Source organism: Rhodoglobus galactosidasius (assembly GCF_054957775.1).
In genome coordinates this window covers 96,241-115,085 of record NZ_JBQIAV010000006.1, presented here as the reverse complement: position 1 = coordinate 115,085, position 18,845 = coordinate 96,241, and the positions used below count along the sequence as shown (strand labels likewise).

Below are 18,845 nucleotides of genomic sequence, written 5' to 3'. Positions count from 1 at the left end.
GAGCACGACGTACGGGCACACGACTCCCACACACCCATGGTCAAGCCGCACAACTCGAATGAACACCAAGGTCACACGAAGCATGCTGGCCACGGCGATCACGTGGCCCAGTTCCGTCGCCTGTTCTGGATCATGCTCGTAGTCGCACTGCCGGTCGCCGGTTTCAGCATGATGTTCTCCCAGATCATCGGCTACACACTGCCCGACGTCGCCTTCGTGCAGTGGATCTCGCCAGTACTCGGCACCGTCATGTTCTTCTGGGGTGGCAAGCCTTTCCTCACGGGTGGCCTCGCGGAATTGAAAGCTCGCAAACCAGGAATGATGCTGCTGATCTCCCTGGCCATCACGGTCGCGTTCTTCGCATCGTGGGCATCCACTCTCGGTCTCATTGCTCATGAGCTCGACTTTTGGTGGGAACTCGCTCTGCTCCTCGTCGTTATGCTGCTCGGCCACTGGGTCGAGATGCGCTCGCTGGCTCAAACCTCTAGCGCCCTCGACTCGCTTGCGGCGCTGCTTCCGGATGAGGCCGAAAAAGTTGAGGGTGACAGTTTTGTCACCGTGCACCCCTCCGACCTCGTTGTTGGCGATGTCGTGATTGTGCGCCCCGGCGGTCGAGTGCCCGCCGATGGCGAGATCACTGATGGCAGGGCCGAGCTTGACGAGTCGATGATCACGGGCGAGTCCCAGCCGGTTGCCCGCACCGAGGGTGACCGTGTGGTTGCGGGAACCGTCGCCACTGACAGCGCGATCCGCATGAAGGTGACCGCGATTGGTGATGACACGGCGCTCGCGGGCATCACCAGGCTCGTCGAAGCTGCCCAAAACTCTTCGTCACCCGCCCAGCGAATCGCGGATACCGCCGCCGGGTGGCTGTTCTGGTTCGCTCTCGGCGCGGCAGCGATCACCGCAATCGTGTGGACGCTCGCTGGCAACCCTGATGACGCGATCGTGCGCACCATCACCGTGCTCGTGATCGCCTGCCCTCACGCTTTGGGTCTTGCGATTCCGCTTGTCGTCTCGATCTCCACAGAGCGTGCGGCCCGCGCCGGTGTGCTCGTGAAGGATCGTCTCGCCCTCGAAACCATGCGCAAGGTCGACACCGTGCTGTTCGACAAGACCGGCACCCTCACCAAGGGCGAGCCAGCCGTCACGCATGTTGTGGCCGTCGGGGATGCGAGCGAAGACGAGGTGATTCGGCTCGCAGCCGCCGCAGAGTACGACAGCGAACATCCGCTGGCCAAGGCCATCGTGATAGCGGCGAAGGATCGCGAGCTCGACCGGGCGGCCGCCACAGATTTCAGCTCGTCGAGCGGAGTGGGTGTCGAAGCTTCTGTCGACGGCGCCACGATCAGCGTTGGCGGGCCGAGCATGCTTCGCCAGCACGACCAGAGCGCGGTCGAGGTGACCACGACGTGGGCGGATGAGGGCGCGATCATTCTGCATGTGCTCTCTGACGGGTACGTGATTGGTGCGATCGGGCTGGCGGATGAAGTGCGCGAAGACTCCCGCCAGGCTGTCGATGCACTGCACGATCAGGGTGTCACCGTCGTGATGATCACGGGTGACGCCGACGCTGTCGCTCAGTCGGTGGCCGCGGAGCTTGGCATCGACCGGGTGTTCTCGGGCGTGCATCCCGAAGACAAAGCAAGCAAGGTCGCCGAACTGCAGAAGGCGGGCGGCACCGTTGCGATGGTCGGTGACGGCGTGAATGACGCACCGGCCCTTGCCCAGGCGGATGTTGGAATCGCGATCGGCGCCGGAACTGACGTTGCGATTGCTTCCGCCGGTGTCGTACTCGCGAGCGACGACCCCCGCTCAGTGCTCGCGGTCTTCGAACTCTCGCGCCGCAGCTACGGCAAGATGCGCCAAAACCTGTGGTGGGCTGCCGGCTACAACCTCATCTCGGTGCCGCTAGCCGCGGGTGTTCTCGCCCCCATCGGTTTCGTGTTGCCCATCTCGGTCGGTGCGCTGCTCATGTCAGCCTCAACCGTCGTCGTTGCGGCGAACGCGCAGTTGCTGCGTCGACTCGACCTGCGGCCCGAGGCGGTTATTCGCAAGTAGGCGAGCCGAGCTACAGAGTCAGCGAGTGAAGGTGCTGACTTAGCTCAATCTGATCAATCGACTTACCACTGCCAACGCGCGCTGGCGTCTCCATTTCGGCAGTTTCCCGAGTTCTTGGCGACAAGCCCGGGGTGCGGGTGAGTGATGCGACCAGGCAGCGCATTCACGATGCAGCACGCGAGCTTAACTATCGACCCAACTTCACCGCGCGTGCGCTTAAGTCGTCGCGTACGCACGCCGTCGGTCTCGTGGTTCCAGGCGTTACCAGCGCGATCTTCGCTGAGCTGATGCGAGGAGTCGAAGAAGAGGCTGCGAGCCGTGGATACATGGTGCTGATCGCCAGCACCGAACGGCTCCCTGATGGTGAAGAATCGATTCCCCGTCTTATGGGCGAGGGTCGCGTCGACGGCGTGATTGTGCAGTTCGGCGATCACTTGAGCGGCGATGACCTGCGCACCGTCACCGAAAGCGGACTCCCGGTGGTGTCGATCAACGCAATCAACCCAGGTTCTGGTGGATCAGTGCGGCTGGAAGATGAGAAAGCTATGCGGATAGCAACCGAACACATCATCGGTCTCGGTCACACTCGGATCGGGTACCTCGGTGGGGTGCCCTCCTCGGAGTCGGGAAAGGCACGTCTCGCCGGCTTCCGCGCCGCACTTACGGATGCCGCTCTATGAACTTGGCCGTGCCGCAATGGCAAACCTGTGGGAGAACATCAACTCGGGCAGTGCTGAAGACCGACTGATTCGCGACCGAGCACCCGAACTCATCATTCGCGAATCCACCTCGCCGCCTTCGTAGCTGCGCCGTTATGGCGCCCGCGCTCGCATCATCCACACTCAGCCTGACCTGGAGCGGCTGTTGCGCCCGAACAGTGATGAGGGGCTGACGGTGCTCGAGCGGGCCCTCGACGTGTTTGGACCGTCGCGCCTGATGCATGGCGGTGACTGGCCCATCTCTGTGCTTGCGGGTGGATACACGCGGGTTTGGCACGGTCTCGCGCCGTTCTTTGACAGTGTGGATGCCGGCTACCGCCACATCAAACTGAAGGTCGGCGCAAACCTCGAGGATGGTATCCGCCGCTGCGGTATCGCCCGCGAAGTGATTGGTGCCGACGAGCACAGCATGAACCGTGTGCTGTTCAAGCAGATGTTCCACGCTGGTGGTGTTGGACTGTGCGAGCTCGTGCAGCACCTATCGATCTTCGACTATGTTGCTGTTTCGGGCACCCTCGAGAACCGCGTCGCCGAGTTTGTAGACCACTTGCACGAACACTTCGTTGACCCGTGCATTGTTGAAAATGGTGCTTACCGGGTTCCGATGGCGCCCGGATACTCGGCTCAGATGCACGAGTCATCGCTCACCGAGTTTTCCTTCCCTGAGGGCAGCTACTGGGTGGGGGCGGCTCAGTAATGGACAGCGCTGAGGAATAGGGTGATTCACTCCCGGGTTGAGCTCAGGGACAACGCTTGTGCCACCTCAACACAAGGAGCGATATGACTCTCACCCAGCAACTCAAGGACCGCGCCGATTCGTCAGCAGCGACCAAGTCTGCCGAAGATAGCGATACTCTCAACAACTCGGTGCGCGTAGTAGAAGCGGCCGGCATCATCAACAATGCCTTGAAGGTGGGCGACACCGCCCCCGATTTTGAGTTGGCCGATGCTGCGGGCAACCAGGTGCGTCTGTCTGAGCTGCTGAAGGCTGGCCCCGTCGTGATCGCCTTCTACCGCGGAGCGTGGTGCCCGTACTGCAACCTCGAACTTAAGGCGCTTCAAGAGAAGCTGCCCGATTTCCGTGCCGCCGGAGCGACGCTGATTGCGATCTCGCCGCAAACCCCCGACGAGTCACTATCGACCGAGGAGAAGCACAACCTCGAATTCCCCGTGCTTTCTGATGGCGAGCTGGCCGCGATCAACGGTTTTGGTCTTCTTCATCCGGTGGATGACCGCACCAGGAAGTTCTACGAGAAGTCGGGCTACGATCTCGTGAAGTCGAACGGAACCGTCGGATGGCAACTGCCGCTGCCCGCAACGTATGTGGTCAAGCAAGACGGCACGATTGCTTTCGCATTCGTCAATGCGGACTATAAGTTGCGCGCCGAACCCGCTGACGTTGTTGAGGTTGTGAAGGGGCTCTAGCTCGCGGTCGGAATGGTTCCGCACGCTTCGCTGCGGGGTCGCCTCTCGGGCGTAGGCTGGGGCAATGATTGACACCCAAGTTTTTCTCGTGGCCGTCTGGGGATGGTTTTCGCTCGCGATTGTGACCGCAGGGCTGGCAGAGATGAAGCGTCGCGGCCGCTTGACGTGGTTTATTTTGGGCCTCATTTTTGGTCCGATCGCCACCGCCCTTGTCGTCATTTGGCGCCGCCCCGATTCGCCGTTCGGAAAGTAGAAACTGCATGACTCACCAGTTCGCCAGTTATGTCGCTATCGGTGACAGTTTCACTGAGGGTGTCGGAGATGAACTGCCGGATGGCCGCGTGCGCGGCTGGGCAGACCAGGTCGCGTTGGGCCTTGCGCTCGCTTCGCCCACGCCCGTCTCCTACGCGAACCTTGCGATCCGCGGACGGCTGCTCGCGCCCATTGTGGGAGAGCAGTTGCAGGCAACTGTTGCCCTCCGGCCCCAGCTGATGAGCATCAATGGTGGCGGAAACGACATCATGCGCCCCACAGTGTCGCTGGAATCGATTGCTGACCAATTGCTGGCCGCAGTGGACACGGCTACCGCCAACGGCATCCACGTTCTCTTGTTGAGTGGTGGCAACCCGAGCAAGCATTTGCCGTTCGGTGCGGTAATGGCGACCCGGGGGGAGCGGTTGGCGCAAGAAGTGCTGTCGCGGCTACCCAAAGATAACGTGACGTTCGTCAACAACTGGGCTGATGAGGAACTCGCAACCCTGCGCTACTGGTCGGTCGACAAGCTGCACCTCAACACGCGCGGCCACGCCCGGGTTGCGAGCAATGTCTTGTCGGCGCTCGAGATCCCGGTTCCCGATTTCGCTGCCGATCAGGGGCCAGCGGATGACGCCCGCCCCCGCACCGCGGCCTACTGGCGTGAATACGTGCTCCCTTGGATCGGCCGTCGACTCACCGGTCGTTCCTCGGGCGACAACCGCGAACCCAAGAGTGCGACCCTGCAGCCTGTGGCGGTTGAGGGGCGCTAGCCTCGCGCCGCAATGACCTCAGCGAGGCGCGGCAACTGGGTCTCATCGGCTAGTGCCGAACCGACCGCAACAACCTTGGCGCCGGCCTTAAGGTACTCGGCGGCGTTCGAGGCATCCATTCCTCCGGTTGCAACGAAACGGATGCCCGGGAACGGTCCAGCCATTGCGCCGAACCAGCCGGTACCCAAAATCGATGCGGGGAATGCCTTCACCCAGGTCAGCCCGGCGCTTGCGGCGGCCTGCACTTCGGATGCCGTTGCGACGCCGGGGAGCGGCGGCATGCCGGCTTCGTAGGAGGCGCGCACAACCTCAAGGTCGAATCCAGGGCTCACGGTGAAGGCGGCGCCCGCGTCGGCGGCTTGGCGCACGGTTTCGAGCGAGACGACTGTTCCGGCTCCGACGGACTTGCCGAGTTCTTTACCCGCGGCGACGACAGCACGAAGCGCTTCGATGTCTCGCTCAGACTGGATCGGCACTTCGACGCAGTCGATTCCGAGCTCCCACGCGGTGCGAGCAAGCGCCACACTGCGTTCCACACCGAAGCCGCGGAGGATAGCCATGAGCGGCTGCCCGTCGAACAGTTGGTCGAGCGATTCGTTAGAGATGTGAGTCATGGGGGTGTGCACCTTTCGCAGGGGGCGGTGTTCAGTGAGTGGGGTGGGGAGGTCCGTTGTGGACTGCAAGACGAGAGCGGCGCGATCGTGGCCGAGGCTGAGGCGTTGCTTTGGCGTGAGGCCGGTGAGGTGGCCGCTGAGGTAGCCGGCGGCGAAAGCATCTCCGGCGCCGACGGCTTCAACAACATCAACGGAGTGGGCCGGCACGAAGACCTGCCCTTCGATACTGAACTCGGTGGCGCCGACATCGCCGTCTTTGATGACCAAGAACTGCGGCTCGTTGAGGAGTGCCCTCACGTCGTCAGGCGTCTGCGTGCCCCAGAGAGTTTCGGCTTCATCAAGGCCAACGAGAACGATATTCGCGCGCTGCGCTAGAGCGAGCAGCGTCGACGCGGCTTTATCGATCGGCCAGAGGCTGGCGCGGTAGTTTACGTCAAAGCTCAGCGTGGTGTAGCTATGTTGTGCGCGCTCGAAGACCGCCTCGATGAGATCGCTACAGGTTGCGGAAAGAGCGGGAGTGATCCCAGAGATGTGGGTAACTGCGGCCTGTTCGATCGGCACGTCGATGAGGTCATTCCGGGTCATGGTCGAGGCGGCAGAACCCGCGCGATGGTAGATCACTCCGGTTCCGGGGTCTTTGAAATAGAAGCCCGTGGGGGCATCCGTGCTGAATTGCACGAGGCTTGTGTCGACTCCGCGCTCACGCAGCTGGCGTTCGACGCGACGCCCGAAAGCGTCCGCGCCGAGGTAGCTCGCCCAGGCTGCGTGATGGCCAAGGGAGGACAGATGGACTGCGACGTTCGATTCGGCGCCGCCCGTTTCGAGGCGGAACAGTTCGGTCGTTTCGAGGGGCTCGGCGACGGTGGGCGTGATGAGCACCATCGTCTCCCCAATCGCGATAATCTCGGGCTGTTTGTTGTTTCGCACTCCTCCACTATCGACCAAATGACCATTCTGTGCAACACTGTTCCACATAGTGCACATATCCCGCGAGCGAGCAGCGAGCGCGGTTGCACAGCAGCACAGAGGAGCCCAGCAGCACAGAGGAGCCCAGATGTCACAGAGTGTTCGTCGCGCAGCGCGCATCGTCGATTCGATCGCTCGTCGCCCTGCGAGTGTGAGTGAGCTTGCCGAAGAGTTTGCCGTTCACCGTTCCACGATGTTTCGCGAGGTGCAGTCCCTTGAAGAGGTCGGGTATCTGCGCAAGCGCAAGAACGGGCATTACGTTCTCGGCTTGCACCTGATGGCACTGTCGCACCTTGCTGCCGAGAGTTTCGATCTGAAAGAGATCGCGCATGACCGCCTCGTGAAGCTTCATCGCACCGTGGGTAACACCATCCATCTTGCGGCGCTGGTCGATCACAGCATCGTCTACGTCGACAAAGTGGAAGACACGAGTGGGCTGCGCATGTACTCTCGCATCGGCAGCGCCGTTCGCCCCTATTGCAGTGGGGTGGGCAAAGCGATCCTCGCTGAACTGCCGGCCAGCGATCGGGATGCGGTGCTCACCGGTATCGTGTGGGAGAAATTCACCGACAAAACGTTGACCTCGAGAGAGAGCCTCGATGCTGAGCTAGCGAACGTCAGTGCCCGAGGCTGGGCCGTCGATGATGGCGAGTTCGAAGATTTCGTGAACTGTATTGCTGTGCCCATTCGCAGTGCGGCGGGTGTTGTCGGGGCGGTATCGATTACCGCTATCCGGATGGTCGCCGACCTGAATGCTCTGAAGTCGCACCTGTCGCTACTGCAGAGTGTTGCGCGGGACATCTCCACAGAGTTGGGCGGGGCCTAAACCGCGCCACTCCAGAGTGTGCCGACGCGTGACTACCGGGTCGGGTCGAAGACCTGGCCGTCTTCGTTCTGCACAGCCCAGCTGAACCACATTTCAAAGTAGAACGGGATCTCGACGGCATCGGTCCCGGTTATCTGCAGCTCGCCGTCAGTCTTTTCTAGGGTGACGCCCTGGCCGTTGACGGTTGCTTCGTAGCTGCGGCCGTCTTCCAGTTGAAGCCAGGGGGCCGCCACATGGGTATCGCCGACGCTGAACGCGACGAAGATCATTTTCGACGGATACCGGTCGTCAATTCGGCTTGGCGTGAAGTAGAAGCCGTCGCTGTCGTCGTAGCCGGCGTAGGGGTTGTTGTCGTAGCCGCGGGAGTATCCGGTGTCTTCGCTCAGGATTGCGGCATCCGGATACCGGTCTTTGATCTCGCCGACGCTGAGAAGTTGGAAGCTGTGCAGCTCAAGCTGCTGCGGGTAGTGCTCGCCAGCGAGCGCCTTTCCGGTGCTCTGCTGCCACAGGGTTTCGGTGTTGCGATCGAACATGATCATGTTGCTCTCTAGCAGTCCACCGCTGACCCCGAATGTGGTGGTTGCTCCGCCAGGTAGCACGCTGTCAAAAACGGCGGCGCTGCCACACAGCGGGCAGAAGGTCACCGAAATGGGTAAACCATCAATGGTGTCGTTGACGATCTCATGCCAAACGAGAATGTTGTACGGGTATGCCTTGGTTTCGGTTTCTCCCTGAACCAGAATCGCCTGCACCTCATCTGGGTGCTCGAAGCTAGATACTGGTTCGAACTGGGGTTCATCGATCGCGGGGATGCCGTCTTTGGGTGGTCCGCCGCTGAGGGCCTGGCTGATTGCCGGGTCGGCCTGCGACCAGTCGGTGCTGGGGAAGCTCTGCTGCAGGAAGTTGGGAATCTCCACCGCACCCGACGCGGGACCGGATGCTGCTGGGGAGGTTCCAGGTGCCGGCGCAGAGGAGGTCAGCGCACTCAGGGAGATCGCCGCGACCACGGCGGCAACGACGACCGCAGCGATCACAATTACGGTAGTTCGCTTCTTCATGGTCTGCCTCCCTGTCATGGTGCAGGTCGCGCTTGGTGCGCCAAGACTAGGCCGACGTGAGTCCATCTGTCTGTGACGTAGGGCACAGTTCCGCAGAGTGTGGCAGTCCCTGCGCCAGGACCGCGCACATACCTAAATCGTGCCGGTAGCCACTGCTATGGCAACTCCACCGCCGGCAATCACTGCAACGAGTGCGCCGATAATAACTGCTGTGATTTGGTTTTTGTTCATCTTCATACCCATACCTTGCCACAACGCAGGCTGCAGGTTGCGGTGGCGGAGGTGGTCATGATTACGGCACAGCCGTGAACTAGAGTTGAACTCATGTCGAAGATCACGCTGTTTTTGTATCGAGTCGGTGGAGAGGTTGCGAATCTCGCCCAGCTGTTTCTACAAACATCCGGCGGCGGCAACGGCGACCCGATGCGTTTCGATGAAACGGTGAAGCGCCGCAAGAAGTCGAGCTCTAAGAACAAGCGGAAGCGCCGCCGCCCCTAAAACAGTGTGCCGAGCATCCGCCGCAGATCCACCCTGCAGGCTAGGAAATAGCGCTCGAACCCGCCCAGAGGTTGATACCTGCGTCCTTGGCGTGTTCGTCAATCGCGGCCAGCTCGGCAGGCTCAAAGTCGAGGTTCTGCACTGCGGCGAGATTCTGCTCAAGCTGCGCGACACTCGAAGCGCCGATGAGCGCGGAGGTGACACGGGTGTCGCGAAGCGCCCACGAGATCGCGAGCTGCGCGAGTGACTGTCCGCGACCCGAGGCAATATCGTTGAGCGCCCTCACTCGTGTGAGGGTCTCATCATTGATCATTCCCGACTGAAGTGAGCCGCCTTTGGCTGCGCGTGAGTCCCCGGGGATCTCGCCGAGGTAGCGGTCGGTCAGTAGGCCCTGGGCGAGCGGCGAGAAGGCGATAACGCCCAGGCCGAGCTCGTCGACGGTGTCGAGCAGTCCGCCTTCGACCCAGCGGTTGAACATCGAGTAGGAGGGCTGGTGGATGACCAGCGGCGTGCCGAGCTCGCGCATGATCCGCACCGCATCCCGTGTGCGCTCGGGCGAATAGCTTGAGATTCCCGCATAGAGCGCACGGCCCGAAGTCACCGCCGTGTGCAGAGCGCCCATTGTCTCTTCAAGCGGGGTGTCGGGGTCTGCGCGGTGGGAGTAGAAAATGTCAACGTAGTCGAGGCCAAGGCGGTCGAGAGACTGGTCGAGGCTCGCGAGCAGATACTTGCGGGAGCCGAGATCGCCGTAAGGGCCCGGCCACATGTCGTAGCCCGCCTTGCTCGAGATGATCATCTCGTCACGGTATGGCAGGAAATCTTCGCGAAGGATTTGGCCGAAATTTGACTCCGCAGAACCGGCGGGCGGCCCGTAGTTGTTGGCGAGGTCGAAGTGCGTCACTCCGAGATCGAAGGCCCGCCGAATAATGGCACGCTGGGTTTCGAGCGGTTTGTCGTCCCCAAAGTTCTGCCACAGTCCGAGCGAAACCGCGGGCAGTTTTAGACCACTGCGACCTACTCTGCGGTAGGGCATCGGTTCGTAGCGGGCATCATCAGCGACATAGACCATACGCCTATGGTGCCATGACTCCGTGGGTGTCGTGAACCGTGGGTGTTGCGCTTCTAGCGACGCTTGCGCGGTACCAGTGCCCGCTGCAGCTCACGCTCGGCGTCCGCTGCTGCTGCTTCCTCCGGGGTGGGGGCTGTGCCGCCGAGGTCACGCGGCTGCCACCACTGGCCAATCCCATCGACCGGGTAAGCCTGTTGTGCTGTCTTAAGGAGGTCCTTCATGGTCGCCTTGAGCCGTGCCGTGGCTGTCACCGCGTCATCCGCTGGCGTTACCGTGAGCGGCTCGCCGACGACCATCATGATGGGTACACCAAAGCGCTCGCGCAACGCGATCTTGCGGTTCTTGGTCATGAGGCGTTGTCCGCCCCACACTGCGAGCGGAATGAGTGGCACGCCGGCTTCTGCCGCCAAGCGCACGGCTCCGGTCTTGAAGTCGCGAATCGTGAATGATGCGCTCACGCCGGCTTCGGGAAATACCCCGATCAGCTCGCCCGCCTGCAGGGCGGTGACGGCGGAAGCGTAAGCGCTAGCTCCAGCCTTCATATCGACAGGGATGTGCTTCATGTTGTGCATGAACGAACCGACCACTCGCTTCTCGAACACGCTCTTCTTCGCCATGAAACGGATTCGGCGGCGGTTGTGCAGCCACGTCGCCCACTCGATAAGGGCGAACTCTAGGTACCCAAAGTGGGTCATAGCTATAACGGCCCCACCCTCGTCGGGTAGGTGCTGCGCCCCGATGACGGTTCGGCGCACTCGTAGGGCGCCGAACATGGCGCGACCGGCGCCGATCGCTGCCGTGTAGATCGGCTCGTTGCGGTACTTCATGGCCTCATTTTATGAGATCGGCATGGGAACTTGCCCATGCTCCAGCATCCGCACCGTTTCCGGGTTTGCCGCTCAGTAAGGCACATCACATACGGGGCCGATACCCCCGACATAGCATTGGCCTAATGAAAAAGAACCGCACCTCAACCCTGGGGAAAGCCGGCGCGCTCGTCATCTTCCTGGTTGCGATCGTTATCGTCGCGCTGACGGTCGAGATTCCTTCAGTGGATGAGATCCATGCGTTGACCGAGAGTGCGGGCACCCTGGGGGCCGTGATCTTTGTGGCGGCCTACGCCATCCTCGCGTTCTGGCTCGGACGCTTTCTTGGTCGGGATGCCGTCGAGCAATACACCGGGAACGATGGCCTTCGTCGCCGTCGGTGCCTACGAAGCAGATCTCAACGGTGGCTTCTTCATCGCGCTCGGTGCGCTCGGCCTGCTCACCATCGGCGGAACCATCGTCGCAGCCCGAATCCGCAAGGGGCAGCCGGTGCCGGAGAAGGCCTAACCATGATGGATGCCCACCTACGTCGAGTGGTCAGCAGGCCACTCAACGCGATGGCTTCCGCTGTCGAGCCCGGCCGAGTTCGCTGCCGATCGCACCACCACCGAGCACGACAAGGCGTTTCGGCAGTTTGTCGAGTTCCCAAATGTTGTCGCTAGTGAGCATGTCGACAGTGTCCGTGCCAGCAAATTGAGGCAGCCGGGGCTCGGTGCCGGTCGCGATTACGGCCTGCGTGAAAGTGTGCGGGGTTCCGTCGATCTCGAGCGAGTTGCGCCCGGTGAAGCGGGCATCCCCGTGCAGAACCTCAACGCCGAGTTCAGCGAGCGCTTCGGCAGAATCGTGCGGGGCGATGGTCTCCACGGCCTCGCGTACATGGTCCATGGCACGGGTGAAGTCGACAGTGAGGTTCTCGGTTGCAACCCCAAACCGTTCGGCGGTGCGCGCAACGTGTGCCGCGTGTGCTGCAGCAATCAATGATTTGGATGGCACGCATCCGGTCCAGAGGCAGTCCCCACCGAGACGGTGTCGTTCGACCAGCAGCACGCGGGCGCCGAATCGTGCGGCAGTTCGGCTACACACAAGGCCGGCACTGCCGGATCCGATGACGATGAGGTCCCACTCTGCGGTCATGCTGTCTGGTTCCTTTCGGGCGTGGGCAAGCGCCCAAGTACTGTCTATCAGCGCTCGGCTCTGCGAACCGTACGGCAGATCACAGTTGTCAACGGTGGCTGGCGCGTAGCCTTTGGGCATGGCTGCCGATACTTCTGCGAACCCTGCCCCCTCCGCTGCCCCGTCCGCTGCTGCTCCGTCCTATGGAAACTCTCGCAAAGACTGGAACGCCGGCGAGCGTTTCGGTTTCGACGCCAACCCCGAATACCGCTAGAGAGCGGCACGGGATGGCGTGGAAGAAGTACCGCTTCGGTACGCGATTTTATGATGCACTCTCGGGTGAGCGGGCTGTGTACCGCGCGGGCCGAGTGGCCGGCATCGAGCTCATGGGCTTGCGCGCAGGGGACACCGTTCTTGATCTCGGCTGCGGCACCGGCCTGAGTTTCGAACTGCTCGTGAATGCGGTCGGCCCAACCGGGCAAGTGATTGGTGTGGATGCGAGTGCTCAGATGCTGCAGGTCGCGGCGAAACGGGCGGTGCGCAATGGCTGGTTAAACGTTCGGGTTGTGCAGGTGGATGCCACACAGCTCTCGGCGGAAGACCTCGCGGTCGACGGCACGGCCCCGCAGATTGATGCGGTGTTCTCGGCGTACGCACTCAGCGTGATGGGCAACCACCCTGTTGTTCTTGAGCGGGTTGAACGGCTGCTGGTTCCCGGTGGCCGTGTGGGCATTGTTGACATGCAGCGACCCGTTGGCACGGCGAAGTTCTTTGCTCCGCTTGCCCGGTTGGCTTGCAGGATGGGGGGCGCCGATATTGAGGCCCACCCATGGGAGTGGTTGACGCAGCGCGCGAATAACGTGAAGCAGACGAGTCGTCGCGGCGGCCACATCCAAGCTGTTACGGGAACACTCAAGTGATCGTGTCATGATGGATTCGTGCGGTGAGCAGGTGACGTTCTCCCCCTTGGGTAGTGATCGCCCGTGGTCGCCGCAGCGAAGGGATCCGGAACCGCTGATGGCTACAGATGACGGCTCGTTTAGCTGCCTGAGCGAGGTTGACCTTTTCGCTGATCTCTCGCGTGATGAAATTCTTGCCATGGATCAGATGGCTCCGTCGCGCTCCTACTCTGTGGGCGAGATGGTGTTCAGCCAAAGCCAACCGGTCACGGCCCTTTTCATTCTCAAAAAGGGTCGCATCCGCATTTTTCGGGTCACCGAGGATGGCAAAGCATTGACGATGGCCATCCTTGAGCCTGGGGCAGTGTTCGGCGAAATGATGATGGTCGGGCAGCGCATGTACGACAACTATGCGGAAGCCATCGACAACGTTGAGCTGTGTCTGATGAACACCGCTGATGTTGAGCGGTATCTGTTGTCTGACCCCCGCATCGCGATCCGAATCTCGCGCCACCTCGGTGAGCAGGTTGTTCGACTAGAGGAGCGGCTCACCGACCTCGCACTGCGACCATTGCAGTCGCGCGTGTGCAGCACGCTGCTGCGTCTGGCAGAGGCGGCACGCATGCCTCGTTTCGCGAACCCGACCATTCGACTCAGCCACGACCAACTCGCCGGACTCCTGGGCGCGACGCGTGAATCCACAAGCAAAGCCATGTCAGATCTGGCAAGCCGCGGCATCATCCGGCAGGGCCGCGCCCGCATCATCATTCAAGACGTAGATGCCCTGGCCATGCTGGCCCGCCAGTCTGGCTGAGCATTCGGGTATCCCTTGCTGCAGCATCCTGGTGTCCAATAGCGTGCTCGCTGCAACGGTTGCCGTCGCCGTTGTGGCTTTAGCAGGTTGCTATTTCCAGACGAGTGCTACGCCGACGAGGCGCGCGAGTTGCTGCGCGACTTCGTCCCCTAGGGGAGCGGATGTCTGGGCTCTCGAAGACCGCGATCCGCTCGACCGCTACGGCCGTAGCCTGCTCTACGTGTTCACGGATGCCGGTGAAATCGTGAACCTCGCAATGGTCGCGCTCGACGTCGATTAGTGTTGCCGCGAGTGCAGTTGTCCTCGGGAGCGCTGGATGGGCATTGGTTCGGAACGCTCGAGACGATCGGGCGAGCGGTCGTACGCCCACAGGGCGATGGTGAAGTCAATCTGGTCGGATTGGTCGAGCGGGTCTCGTCCAACTACTTGACGAACACGGCCGAGCCTGTGCCGAACGGTGTTGACGTGGAGGAACGCGGCATCCGCTGTCGCCTGAAGCGAGCAGTTGTTGGCGAGGAACGACCGCAGGGTGTCAAGCAGGTCTGATCCGCCGCGAACCTCTGGGCTCAACAGTGGCTGTATTAGTTGGTCGACGAAGGGAACTAGCCGCCCGCGCGACTGCTGTTCGAGCAGTGCCGTGAGCGTCGTGAGGCTTTCGGGTCCCGTCACCCGGCCACGGCTTTGCGCGAGCATAAGCGTGGCGCGCGCCTCGGCGATGCCGCGTGTAATCTCGGGCGCCGTGACCGGGCTGCTGTACCCGCAGACCAGTCGCAGGTTGGCGGCTGTGTCATGCACGACGCTCGCATCGGCGGCGAGCACGAAAACCGCGTCGGGCGTCGCTGCCACCAGAGCTTGTGGCAAGTGCGCGGCAAGGAGATCGGCAGTGGATGCAGGCCAGGCCGAGACGGTGAAGTCAGATCCCATGAGTCCGGCTTCCTCAATTTCAGGAGCCAGCGCGGCGCGGTGGGCGAAGCCGTCAGCTACGAGTGCAAAAAGCTGGCCGACTCGCTGGCGGCGCTCTCCGGCGCTTACCGCGCGCTCGCGTTTGGCGATCTGCACAATGCGACCGATCTGGGCAAGAAGGTCGGAGTTGCCGACCGGGTCGGCTCCCATCCAGAGCAGCGACTCGTTATCACTCAGCTGTACCTCCACCACACCATCCCGAGTAGTTTCGGGTTCAGCAGCATGCACCGCACTGCCACCGGCCGAGGAATAGCTGAACTCGCCTCCAAGCTCTTCTGACGCAATTGCGAGCATTCCGGCAATGTCCATGTCGGCGCGCAGGCATTCGAGAAGCCGGGCTATTACGGCGCCGTCCCTGGTGTTCGTGCTCGTTCTCGCGCCGATTCTCTCCTCAAGGAGCACGTCGTTGATTGCGAGAAACGGCACGCCGTGCGCGATTGTTACGAGAGGCACTCCGATCTGGCGGCAGGCGCTGGCGAGGTCAGCGGGGGCATGCGTGTGCACCTCTCCGAGCCCGAGGCATATACCGGCTGATCCAGACGCGTGCACCGCTTCCACGAAGCGTGCACAATTCAGCGGATCGACCAGGGAAGAACCGACGGTACAGACCAACTCACCGCTACGCCCATGAGGACGAGGGTCAACCATCTCGGTTGAATGCGCCCATGACACACGGCGTTCGAGCATCCCCGCTGTTCCGACCACTTCACGCAGGCCCAACGATGAAATCGCGATGAGTTGGCGCAATTCGAGACCGGGAATGTCACCGGAAATCTGATCAGTAATAGAGGTACCCCACTCTCAAAATTTTGCACGATCCTTGAAAACTACCGAAAGCAGCAGATTTATTGTAGCTTCCGACAATACGAAGGCGCCTGAAGTGCTGTTCCTCCAACATGTGCGCCAACAGGTTGTCGAGGCGAAAACGCACCTCGATAATGGACTGAGCCAAAGGAGGCCCCAATGAGTCGTTCCGTTGATCATGCCGTAGCCGTGGGAGAATCAACCACTCTTCGGCGCGAGTTCAAACTCTTCTCCTCATTCGCATTCGCATTCGCATTCATCTCGCCGATCGTTGCCCTCTATGCCATCTTCGGGCTCGCGCTGTCGACGGCCGGCCCTTCCTTCTGGTGGGGCTTCCTTATCGTCTTCGCCGGGCAATTTCTGGTCGCGCTGGTCTTCGCGATGCTCGTCTCCCGCTGGCCGCTCGAGGGTTCGATCTACCAGTGGACGTCGCGCCTCGGCGGCAAAACATTGGGCTGGTTTGCCGGGTGGGCCTACATCTGGACCCTCGTTATCGCCATGGCAACCGTGGCGCTCGGCGCCGCGGGATTCCTGGCCAACATCTTCGGAATACAGAACCCCTCGGGCGTCGACATCGCCTGGATCGCGTTCGTCGTGCTGATATTGGGCACCGCTGTCAACTTGGCGGGGCAGGCCGTGCTCAAGGCGTTCATGATTGCCAGCATCGTCGCGGAGATTGTCGGTTCGCTCGGTCTCGGGCTGTGGCTCATCCTGTTCCACCGCGTCAATGACATCGACGTACTGTTCCAGGGTGGCACGGGAACTGAGTTCAGCGGCGACTACCTCGCCATCACGGGCCCGTTCCTCATCGCCCTCGTCTTCATTGGCTTCTCCTTCGTGGGCTTCGAAAGCGCCGGATCCATCGCAGAAGAGGTAAAGGAGCCGCGAAAGAATCTGCCAAAAGCGATCCTGTTTTCGATCTCCTTCATCGCGTTGATCGTCATGTTCACGAGTCTTTCGATCATCCTCGCAATTCCGGACCTCTCGGCGGTCGCCGACGGCTCAATCGGTGACCCCGTCTACGACACGCTGACCACCCAACTCGGCGCAGGTATCGCCATCCCGATTGAGATTCTCTTCGTGATCGGCTTCTTGGCGAGCTTCCTCGCACTTCAGACATCCGCTTCACGCCTGATTTGGGCGAAGGCACGCGACGGGGCCCTTCCCGCCGCAAAAATGCTGAGTCGGCTCAGCCCGAAGCGCCGCCAGCCGGTTGGTCCGCTGCTGGTGACGACTGTCATCGGAACCCTGCTGTTCCTGCTCAGCAACTTCGCCGAGAACATTTACATGCTCATGGTGAACTTCACGGCGGGCGGGTTCTACCTCTCCTTCCTGTTCCCGCTCCTCGCTTTCGTGGTGGTGCTTGCGCGCAGACAGTGGAAGCCCGGCCCCTTCAGCTTGGGCCGCTGGACAGCGGTGGTCGCGGTGGTAGCGGTGGTCTGGGCAACGTTGCAGCTGATCAACATCGCTTGGCCGCGTGCCGTCTTCGACGAGGTATACCTCGACTGGTCGATCATCATCGGCACGACCATAATTGGCCTCGCCGGGCTAGCCGTCTATTGGTCGGTGCGCAAGTCGATTCCCGATGTAAGGGGCCACGAGTACCTCATGCACGACGAATTACCCCCGGCTACAGCCCGCGCGGGCGACGAGCTCGACGAGCCTGTGATTCGATGACGGACCCTAGCCAGCCCAGCTCGGCCGTTCCCGTCGCAATCGTGACGGGAACCGCGAGCGGCATCGGCGCGGCGATTGCGGCGGAGCTTCAGGAAAGAGGCTGGGGGGTCGCCGGTTTCGACCTTCGACCTTCATCCGGCTGCACGCTCAGCTTCGAGATAGACGTGACAGACCTTGAACAGGTGGAGCGGGCAGTAGCAACAGCAGAGGCGCAGCTGGGTCCCATTGGCGCTGCCATCTCCGCTGCCGGCTACTACGAAATGACCGCTATCTCTGAAGTGACTGCCGAACAGTGGCGGCGGATGCTCGCGGTGCACCTGGGCGGCTTTATGCATCTCTCGCGGGCGGTGCTGCCCGGCATGGTGGAGCGCGGCGCAGGTTCGCTTGTCGCAATCGGCAGCGAACTCGCGGTTGGCGGGGGCGGCACCGGCGACGCACACTACTCCGCAGCGAAGGGGGCGCTGCTCGGACTCATGCGCACGCTCGCGGTGGAGATGGCCCCGAAGGGCGTTCGCGTGAATGCCGTTGCACCTGGTCCCACCGACACGCCCCTGCTCGCCCCGGATTCGCCGTGGCGCCACCCGGATTACCTCAACACGCTTCCCATCCAGCGACTGGCCAGCGCGCAGGAGGTGGCGCTGTGCGCCGCCTTCCTTGTTGAGCAGGGTTCGTTCTGCGTGGGCGAGACACTCAACCCCAATGCAGGAGCGGTGATCTGATGAATACGCCTTTTCTCACCGGGCGGGTTGCACTTGTCTCCGGCGCAGCCCAGGGCATGGGGGCCGCGCACGCGCGCGAACTCGCCCGCCTCGGGGCATTCGTCGCAGTCAATGACCGGAAACCCTCTGATCAGTTGACCGAGCTCGCTCAGGAGATCGACGGAATCGCCGTACCGGGCGACGTGTCTGACCGCTCCGCTGTCGAAGCGATTGTCGGCCGCACAGCCGAGGCTGCAGGAGACATTGACATCCTCGTCGCCAACCATGCCTATATGACGATGGCACCGTTTCTCGAGACCGAGATCGCCGACTGGTGGAAAATTGTGGACACAAACCTCGGCGGCACTCTTCACCTCATCCAGTCGGTACTGCCTGGTATGCGGCGCAAGGGCGAGGGGCGCATCGTGGTCGTATCCAGCGAATGGGGCATCACCGGCTGGCCGGAGGCGAGCGCCTACTGCGCATCGAAAGCCGGAGCGATTTCGCTGGTGAAAACCCTCGGTCGCGAGCTTGGACCTGAAAAAATCATCATCAACGCGATCGCCCCCGGTGTCACTGATACCCCGCAGCTCGCCGTCGACGCGACAGCGGAGGGCGTGTCTCTCGATGCCATGAGAGCGGCATACGCACAGCAGATTCCACTCGGCCGCATCGGCACCGTAGATGACATCGCCGAGGCCGTCGCATTCTTGTGCGACTTTCGAATTTCGGCAATGGTGGGCCAGGTGCTCCAGGCGAACGGCGGCTCCACTCGCGGTCGAGCCTGAC

23 protein-coding genes and 1 pseudogene are annotated in these 18,845 nt (G+C 61.9%); 17 read left to right on the top strand and 7 right to left on the bottom strand.

The window, feature by feature from the left end; translation table 11 throughout:
- Positions 1 to 36: 36 nt before the first annotated feature.
- From ACTJJW_RS09440 to ACTJJW_RS09410, 7 genes and pseudogenes are all read left to right on the top strand, one after another.
- A complete protein-coding gene (locus ACTJJW_RS09440) occupies positions 37 to 2,061 on the top strand; it encodes a heavy metal translocating P-type ATPase (protein WP_462644277.1) in 2,025 nt (674 codons plus the stop codon).
- Between the two features lie 131 nt (positions 2,062 to 2,192).
- The gene (locus tag ACTJJW_RS09435; RefSeq protein WP_462644082.1) at positions 2,193 to 2,741 is read left to right on the top strand and encodes a LacI family DNA-binding transcriptional regulator; all 549 of its coding nucleotides are present in this window, start codon (positions 2,193 to 2,195) and stop codon (positions 2,739 to 2,741) included.
- Complete coding sequence (locus tag ACTJJW_RS09430; RefSeq protein WP_462644080.1) at positions 2,728 to 2,865, top strand: hypothetical protein; 138 nt, start codon at positions 2,728 to 2,730, stop codon at positions 2,863 to 2,865. The genes ACTJJW_RS09435 and ACTJJW_RS09430 overlap by 14 nt, the downstream gene beginning before the upstream one ends.
- 210 nt (positions 2,866 to 3,075) lie before the next feature.
- A pseudogene (locus ACTJJW_RS09425) lies at positions 3,076 to 3,477 on the top strand (hypothetical protein); the annotation flags it as partial.
- 83 nt (positions 3,478 to 3,560) lie between these two features.
- On the top strand, positions 3,561 to 4,205 hold the full coding sequence (locus tag ACTJJW_RS09420; RefSeq protein ID WP_462644078.1) for a peroxiredoxin-like family protein: 645 nt from the start codon (positions 3,561 to 3,563) through the stop codon (positions 4,203 to 4,205).
- Positions 4,206 to 4,269: 64 nt separating this feature from the next.
- Positions 4,270 to 4,458, top strand: coding sequence for a hypothetical protein (locus ACTJJW_RS09415; RefSeq protein WP_462644077.1), 189 nt, complete (start codon positions 4,270 to 4,272; stop codon positions 4,456 to 4,458).
- A 7-nt stretch (positions 4,459 to 4,465) separates the two neighbouring features.
- On the top strand, positions 4,466 to 5,230 hold the full coding sequence (locus tag ACTJJW_RS09410; protein WP_462644075.1) for an SGNH/GDSL hydrolase family protein: 765 nt from the start codon (positions 4,466 to 4,468) through the stop codon (positions 5,228 to 5,230).
- Here ACTJJW_RS09410 and ACTJJW_RS09405 read toward each other — a convergent pair.
- Positions 5,227 to 6,771, bottom strand: coding sequence for a PfkB family carbohydrate kinase (locus ACTJJW_RS09405; protein ID WP_462644073.1), 1,545 nt, complete (start codon positions 6,769 to 6,771; stop codon positions 5,227 to 5,229). The two genes, ACTJJW_RS09410 and ACTJJW_RS09405, sit on opposite strands and share 4 nt — an antisense overlap.
- Positions 6,772 to 6,898: 127 nt before the next feature.
- On the opposite strand from ACTJJW_RS09405, the gene ACTJJW_RS09400 reads away from it, so the two are divergent.
- Positions 6,899 to 7,636, top strand: coding sequence for an IclR family transcriptional regulator (locus ACTJJW_RS09400; RefSeq protein WP_462644072.1), 738 nt, complete (start codon positions 6,899 to 6,901; stop codon positions 7,634 to 7,636).
- A gap of 32 nt (positions 7,637 to 7,668) precedes the next feature.
- Here the strand turns inward: ACTJJW_RS09400 and ACTJJW_RS09395 are convergent, their stop codons facing one another.
- A complete protein-coding gene (locus tag ACTJJW_RS09395) occupies positions 7,669 to 8,694 on the bottom strand; it encodes a DUF3179 domain-containing protein (protein ID WP_462644070.1) in 1,026 nt (341 codons plus the stop codon).
- A gap of 324 nt (positions 8,695 to 9,018) precedes the next feature.
- Here ACTJJW_RS09395 and ACTJJW_RS09390 point away from each other — a divergent pair, with 324 nt between their 5' ends.
- A complete protein-coding gene (locus ACTJJW_RS09390) occupies positions 9,019 to 9,192 on the top strand; it encodes a hypothetical protein (RefSeq protein ID WP_462644068.1) in 174 nt (57 codons plus the stop codon).
- Positions 9,193 to 9,232: 40 nt separating this feature from the next.
- Here ACTJJW_RS09390 and mgrA read toward each other — a convergent pair whose 3' ends face one another.
- From mgrA to ACTJJW_RS09375, 3 genes are all read right to left on the bottom strand, one after another.
- Complete coding sequence (mgrA, locus tag ACTJJW_RS09385; RefSeq protein ID WP_462644066.1) at positions 9,233 to 10,261, bottom strand: L-glyceraldehyde 3-phosphate reductase; 1,029 nt, start codon at positions 10,259 to 10,261, stop codon at positions 9,233 to 9,235.
- A gap of 53 nt (positions 10,262 to 10,314) precedes the next feature.
- On the bottom strand, positions 10,315 to 11,088 hold the full coding sequence (locus ACTJJW_RS09380; RefSeq protein WP_462644064.1) for a lysophospholipid acyltransferase family protein: 774 nt from the start codon (positions 11,086 to 11,088) through the stop codon (positions 10,315 to 10,317).
- Between the two features lie 221 nt (positions 11,089 to 11,309).
- Positions 11,310 to 11,435, bottom strand: a complete 126-nt coding sequence (locus ACTJJW_RS09375; RefSeq protein ID WP_462644063.1) for a hypothetical protein — start codon at positions 11,433 to 11,435, stop codon at positions 11,310 to 11,312.
- Positions 11,436 to 11,448: 13 nt separating this feature from the next.
- Here ACTJJW_RS09375 and ACTJJW_RS09370 point away from each other — a divergent pair, with 13 nt between their 5' ends.
- A complete protein-coding gene (locus ACTJJW_RS09370) occupies positions 11,449 to 11,595 on the top strand; it encodes a hypothetical protein (RefSeq protein WP_462644061.1) in 147 nt (48 codons plus the stop codon).
- Between the two features lie 42 nt (positions 11,596 to 11,637).
- Here the strand turns inward: ACTJJW_RS09370 and ACTJJW_RS09365 are convergent, their stop codons facing one another.
- Complete coding sequence (locus ACTJJW_RS09365) at positions 11,638 to 12,222, bottom strand: FAD-dependent oxidoreductase (RefSeq protein ID WP_462644059.1); 585 nt, start codon at positions 12,220 to 12,222, stop codon at positions 11,638 to 11,640.
- Between the two features lie 118 nt (positions 12,223 to 12,340).
- Between ACTJJW_RS09365 and ACTJJW_RS09360 the strand changes: the two genes are divergently transcribed.
- The 4 genes from ACTJJW_RS09360 (at position 12,341) to ACTJJW_RS09345 (ending at position 14,194) form a co-directional block, all read left to right on the top strand.
- Positions 12,341 to 12,475: a hypothetical protein gene (locus tag ACTJJW_RS09360; protein ID WP_462644058.1), complete on the top strand. Its 135-nt coding sequence runs from the start codon at positions 12,341 to 12,343 to the stop codon at positions 12,473 to 12,475.
- A gap of 13 nt (positions 12,476 to 12,488) precedes the next feature.
- On the top strand, positions 12,489 to 13,121 hold the full coding sequence (locus ACTJJW_RS09355; RefSeq protein ID WP_462644056.1) for a class I SAM-dependent methyltransferase: 633 nt from the start codon (positions 12,489 to 12,491) through the stop codon (positions 13,119 to 13,121).
- Between the two features lie 97 nt (positions 13,122 to 13,218).
- Positions 13,219 to 13,914 carry a Crp/Fnr family transcriptional regulator gene (locus ACTJJW_RS09350; RefSeq protein ID WP_462644055.1) on the top strand — a complete coding sequence of 232 codons (696 nt, stop codon included), beginning with the start codon at positions 13,219 to 13,221 and terminating at the stop codon, positions 13,912 to 13,914.
- A 31-nt stretch (positions 13,915 to 13,945) separates the two neighbouring features.
- Positions 13,946 to 14,194: a hypothetical protein gene (locus ACTJJW_RS09345; protein WP_462644053.1), complete on the top strand. Its 249-nt coding sequence runs from the start codon at positions 13,946 to 13,948 to the stop codon at positions 14,192 to 14,194.
- Here the strand turns inward: ACTJJW_RS09345 and ACTJJW_RS09340 are convergent.
- A complete protein-coding gene (locus ACTJJW_RS09340) occupies positions 14,191 to 15,624 on the bottom strand; it encodes a PucR family transcriptional regulator (RefSeq protein WP_462644051.1) in 1,434 nt (477 codons plus the stop codon). The two genes, ACTJJW_RS09345 and ACTJJW_RS09340, sit on opposite strands and share 4 nt — an antisense overlap.
- A gap of 216 nt (positions 15,625 to 15,840) precedes the next feature.
- On the opposite strand from ACTJJW_RS09340, the gene ACTJJW_RS09335 reads away from it, so the two are divergent.
- The 3 genes from ACTJJW_RS09335 to ACTJJW_RS09325 are packed head-to-tail and all read left to right on the top strand — an operon-like array spanning position 15,841 to position 18,844.
- Positions 15,841 to 17,358, top strand: a complete 1,518-nt coding sequence (locus ACTJJW_RS09335) for an APC family permease (RefSeq protein ID WP_462644049.1) — start codon at positions 15,841 to 15,843, stop codon at positions 17,356 to 17,358.
- Positions 17,355 to 18,077 carry an SDR family NAD(P)-dependent oxidoreductase gene (locus ACTJJW_RS09330; protein WP_462644047.1) on the top strand — a complete coding sequence of 241 codons (723 nt, stop codon included), beginning with the start codon at positions 17,355 to 17,357 and terminating at the stop codon, positions 18,075 to 18,077. The genes ACTJJW_RS09335 and ACTJJW_RS09330 overlap by 4 nt, the downstream gene beginning before the upstream one ends.
- Entirely contained in the window at positions 18,077 to 18,844 is a 768-nt protein-coding gene (locus ACTJJW_RS09325) for an SDR family NAD(P)-dependent oxidoreductase (RefSeq protein WP_462644045.1), read from the top strand. The genes ACTJJW_RS09330 and ACTJJW_RS09325 overlap by 1 nt, the downstream gene beginning before the upstream one ends.
- The last annotated feature ends 1 nt before the right edge of the window (position 18,845 follow it).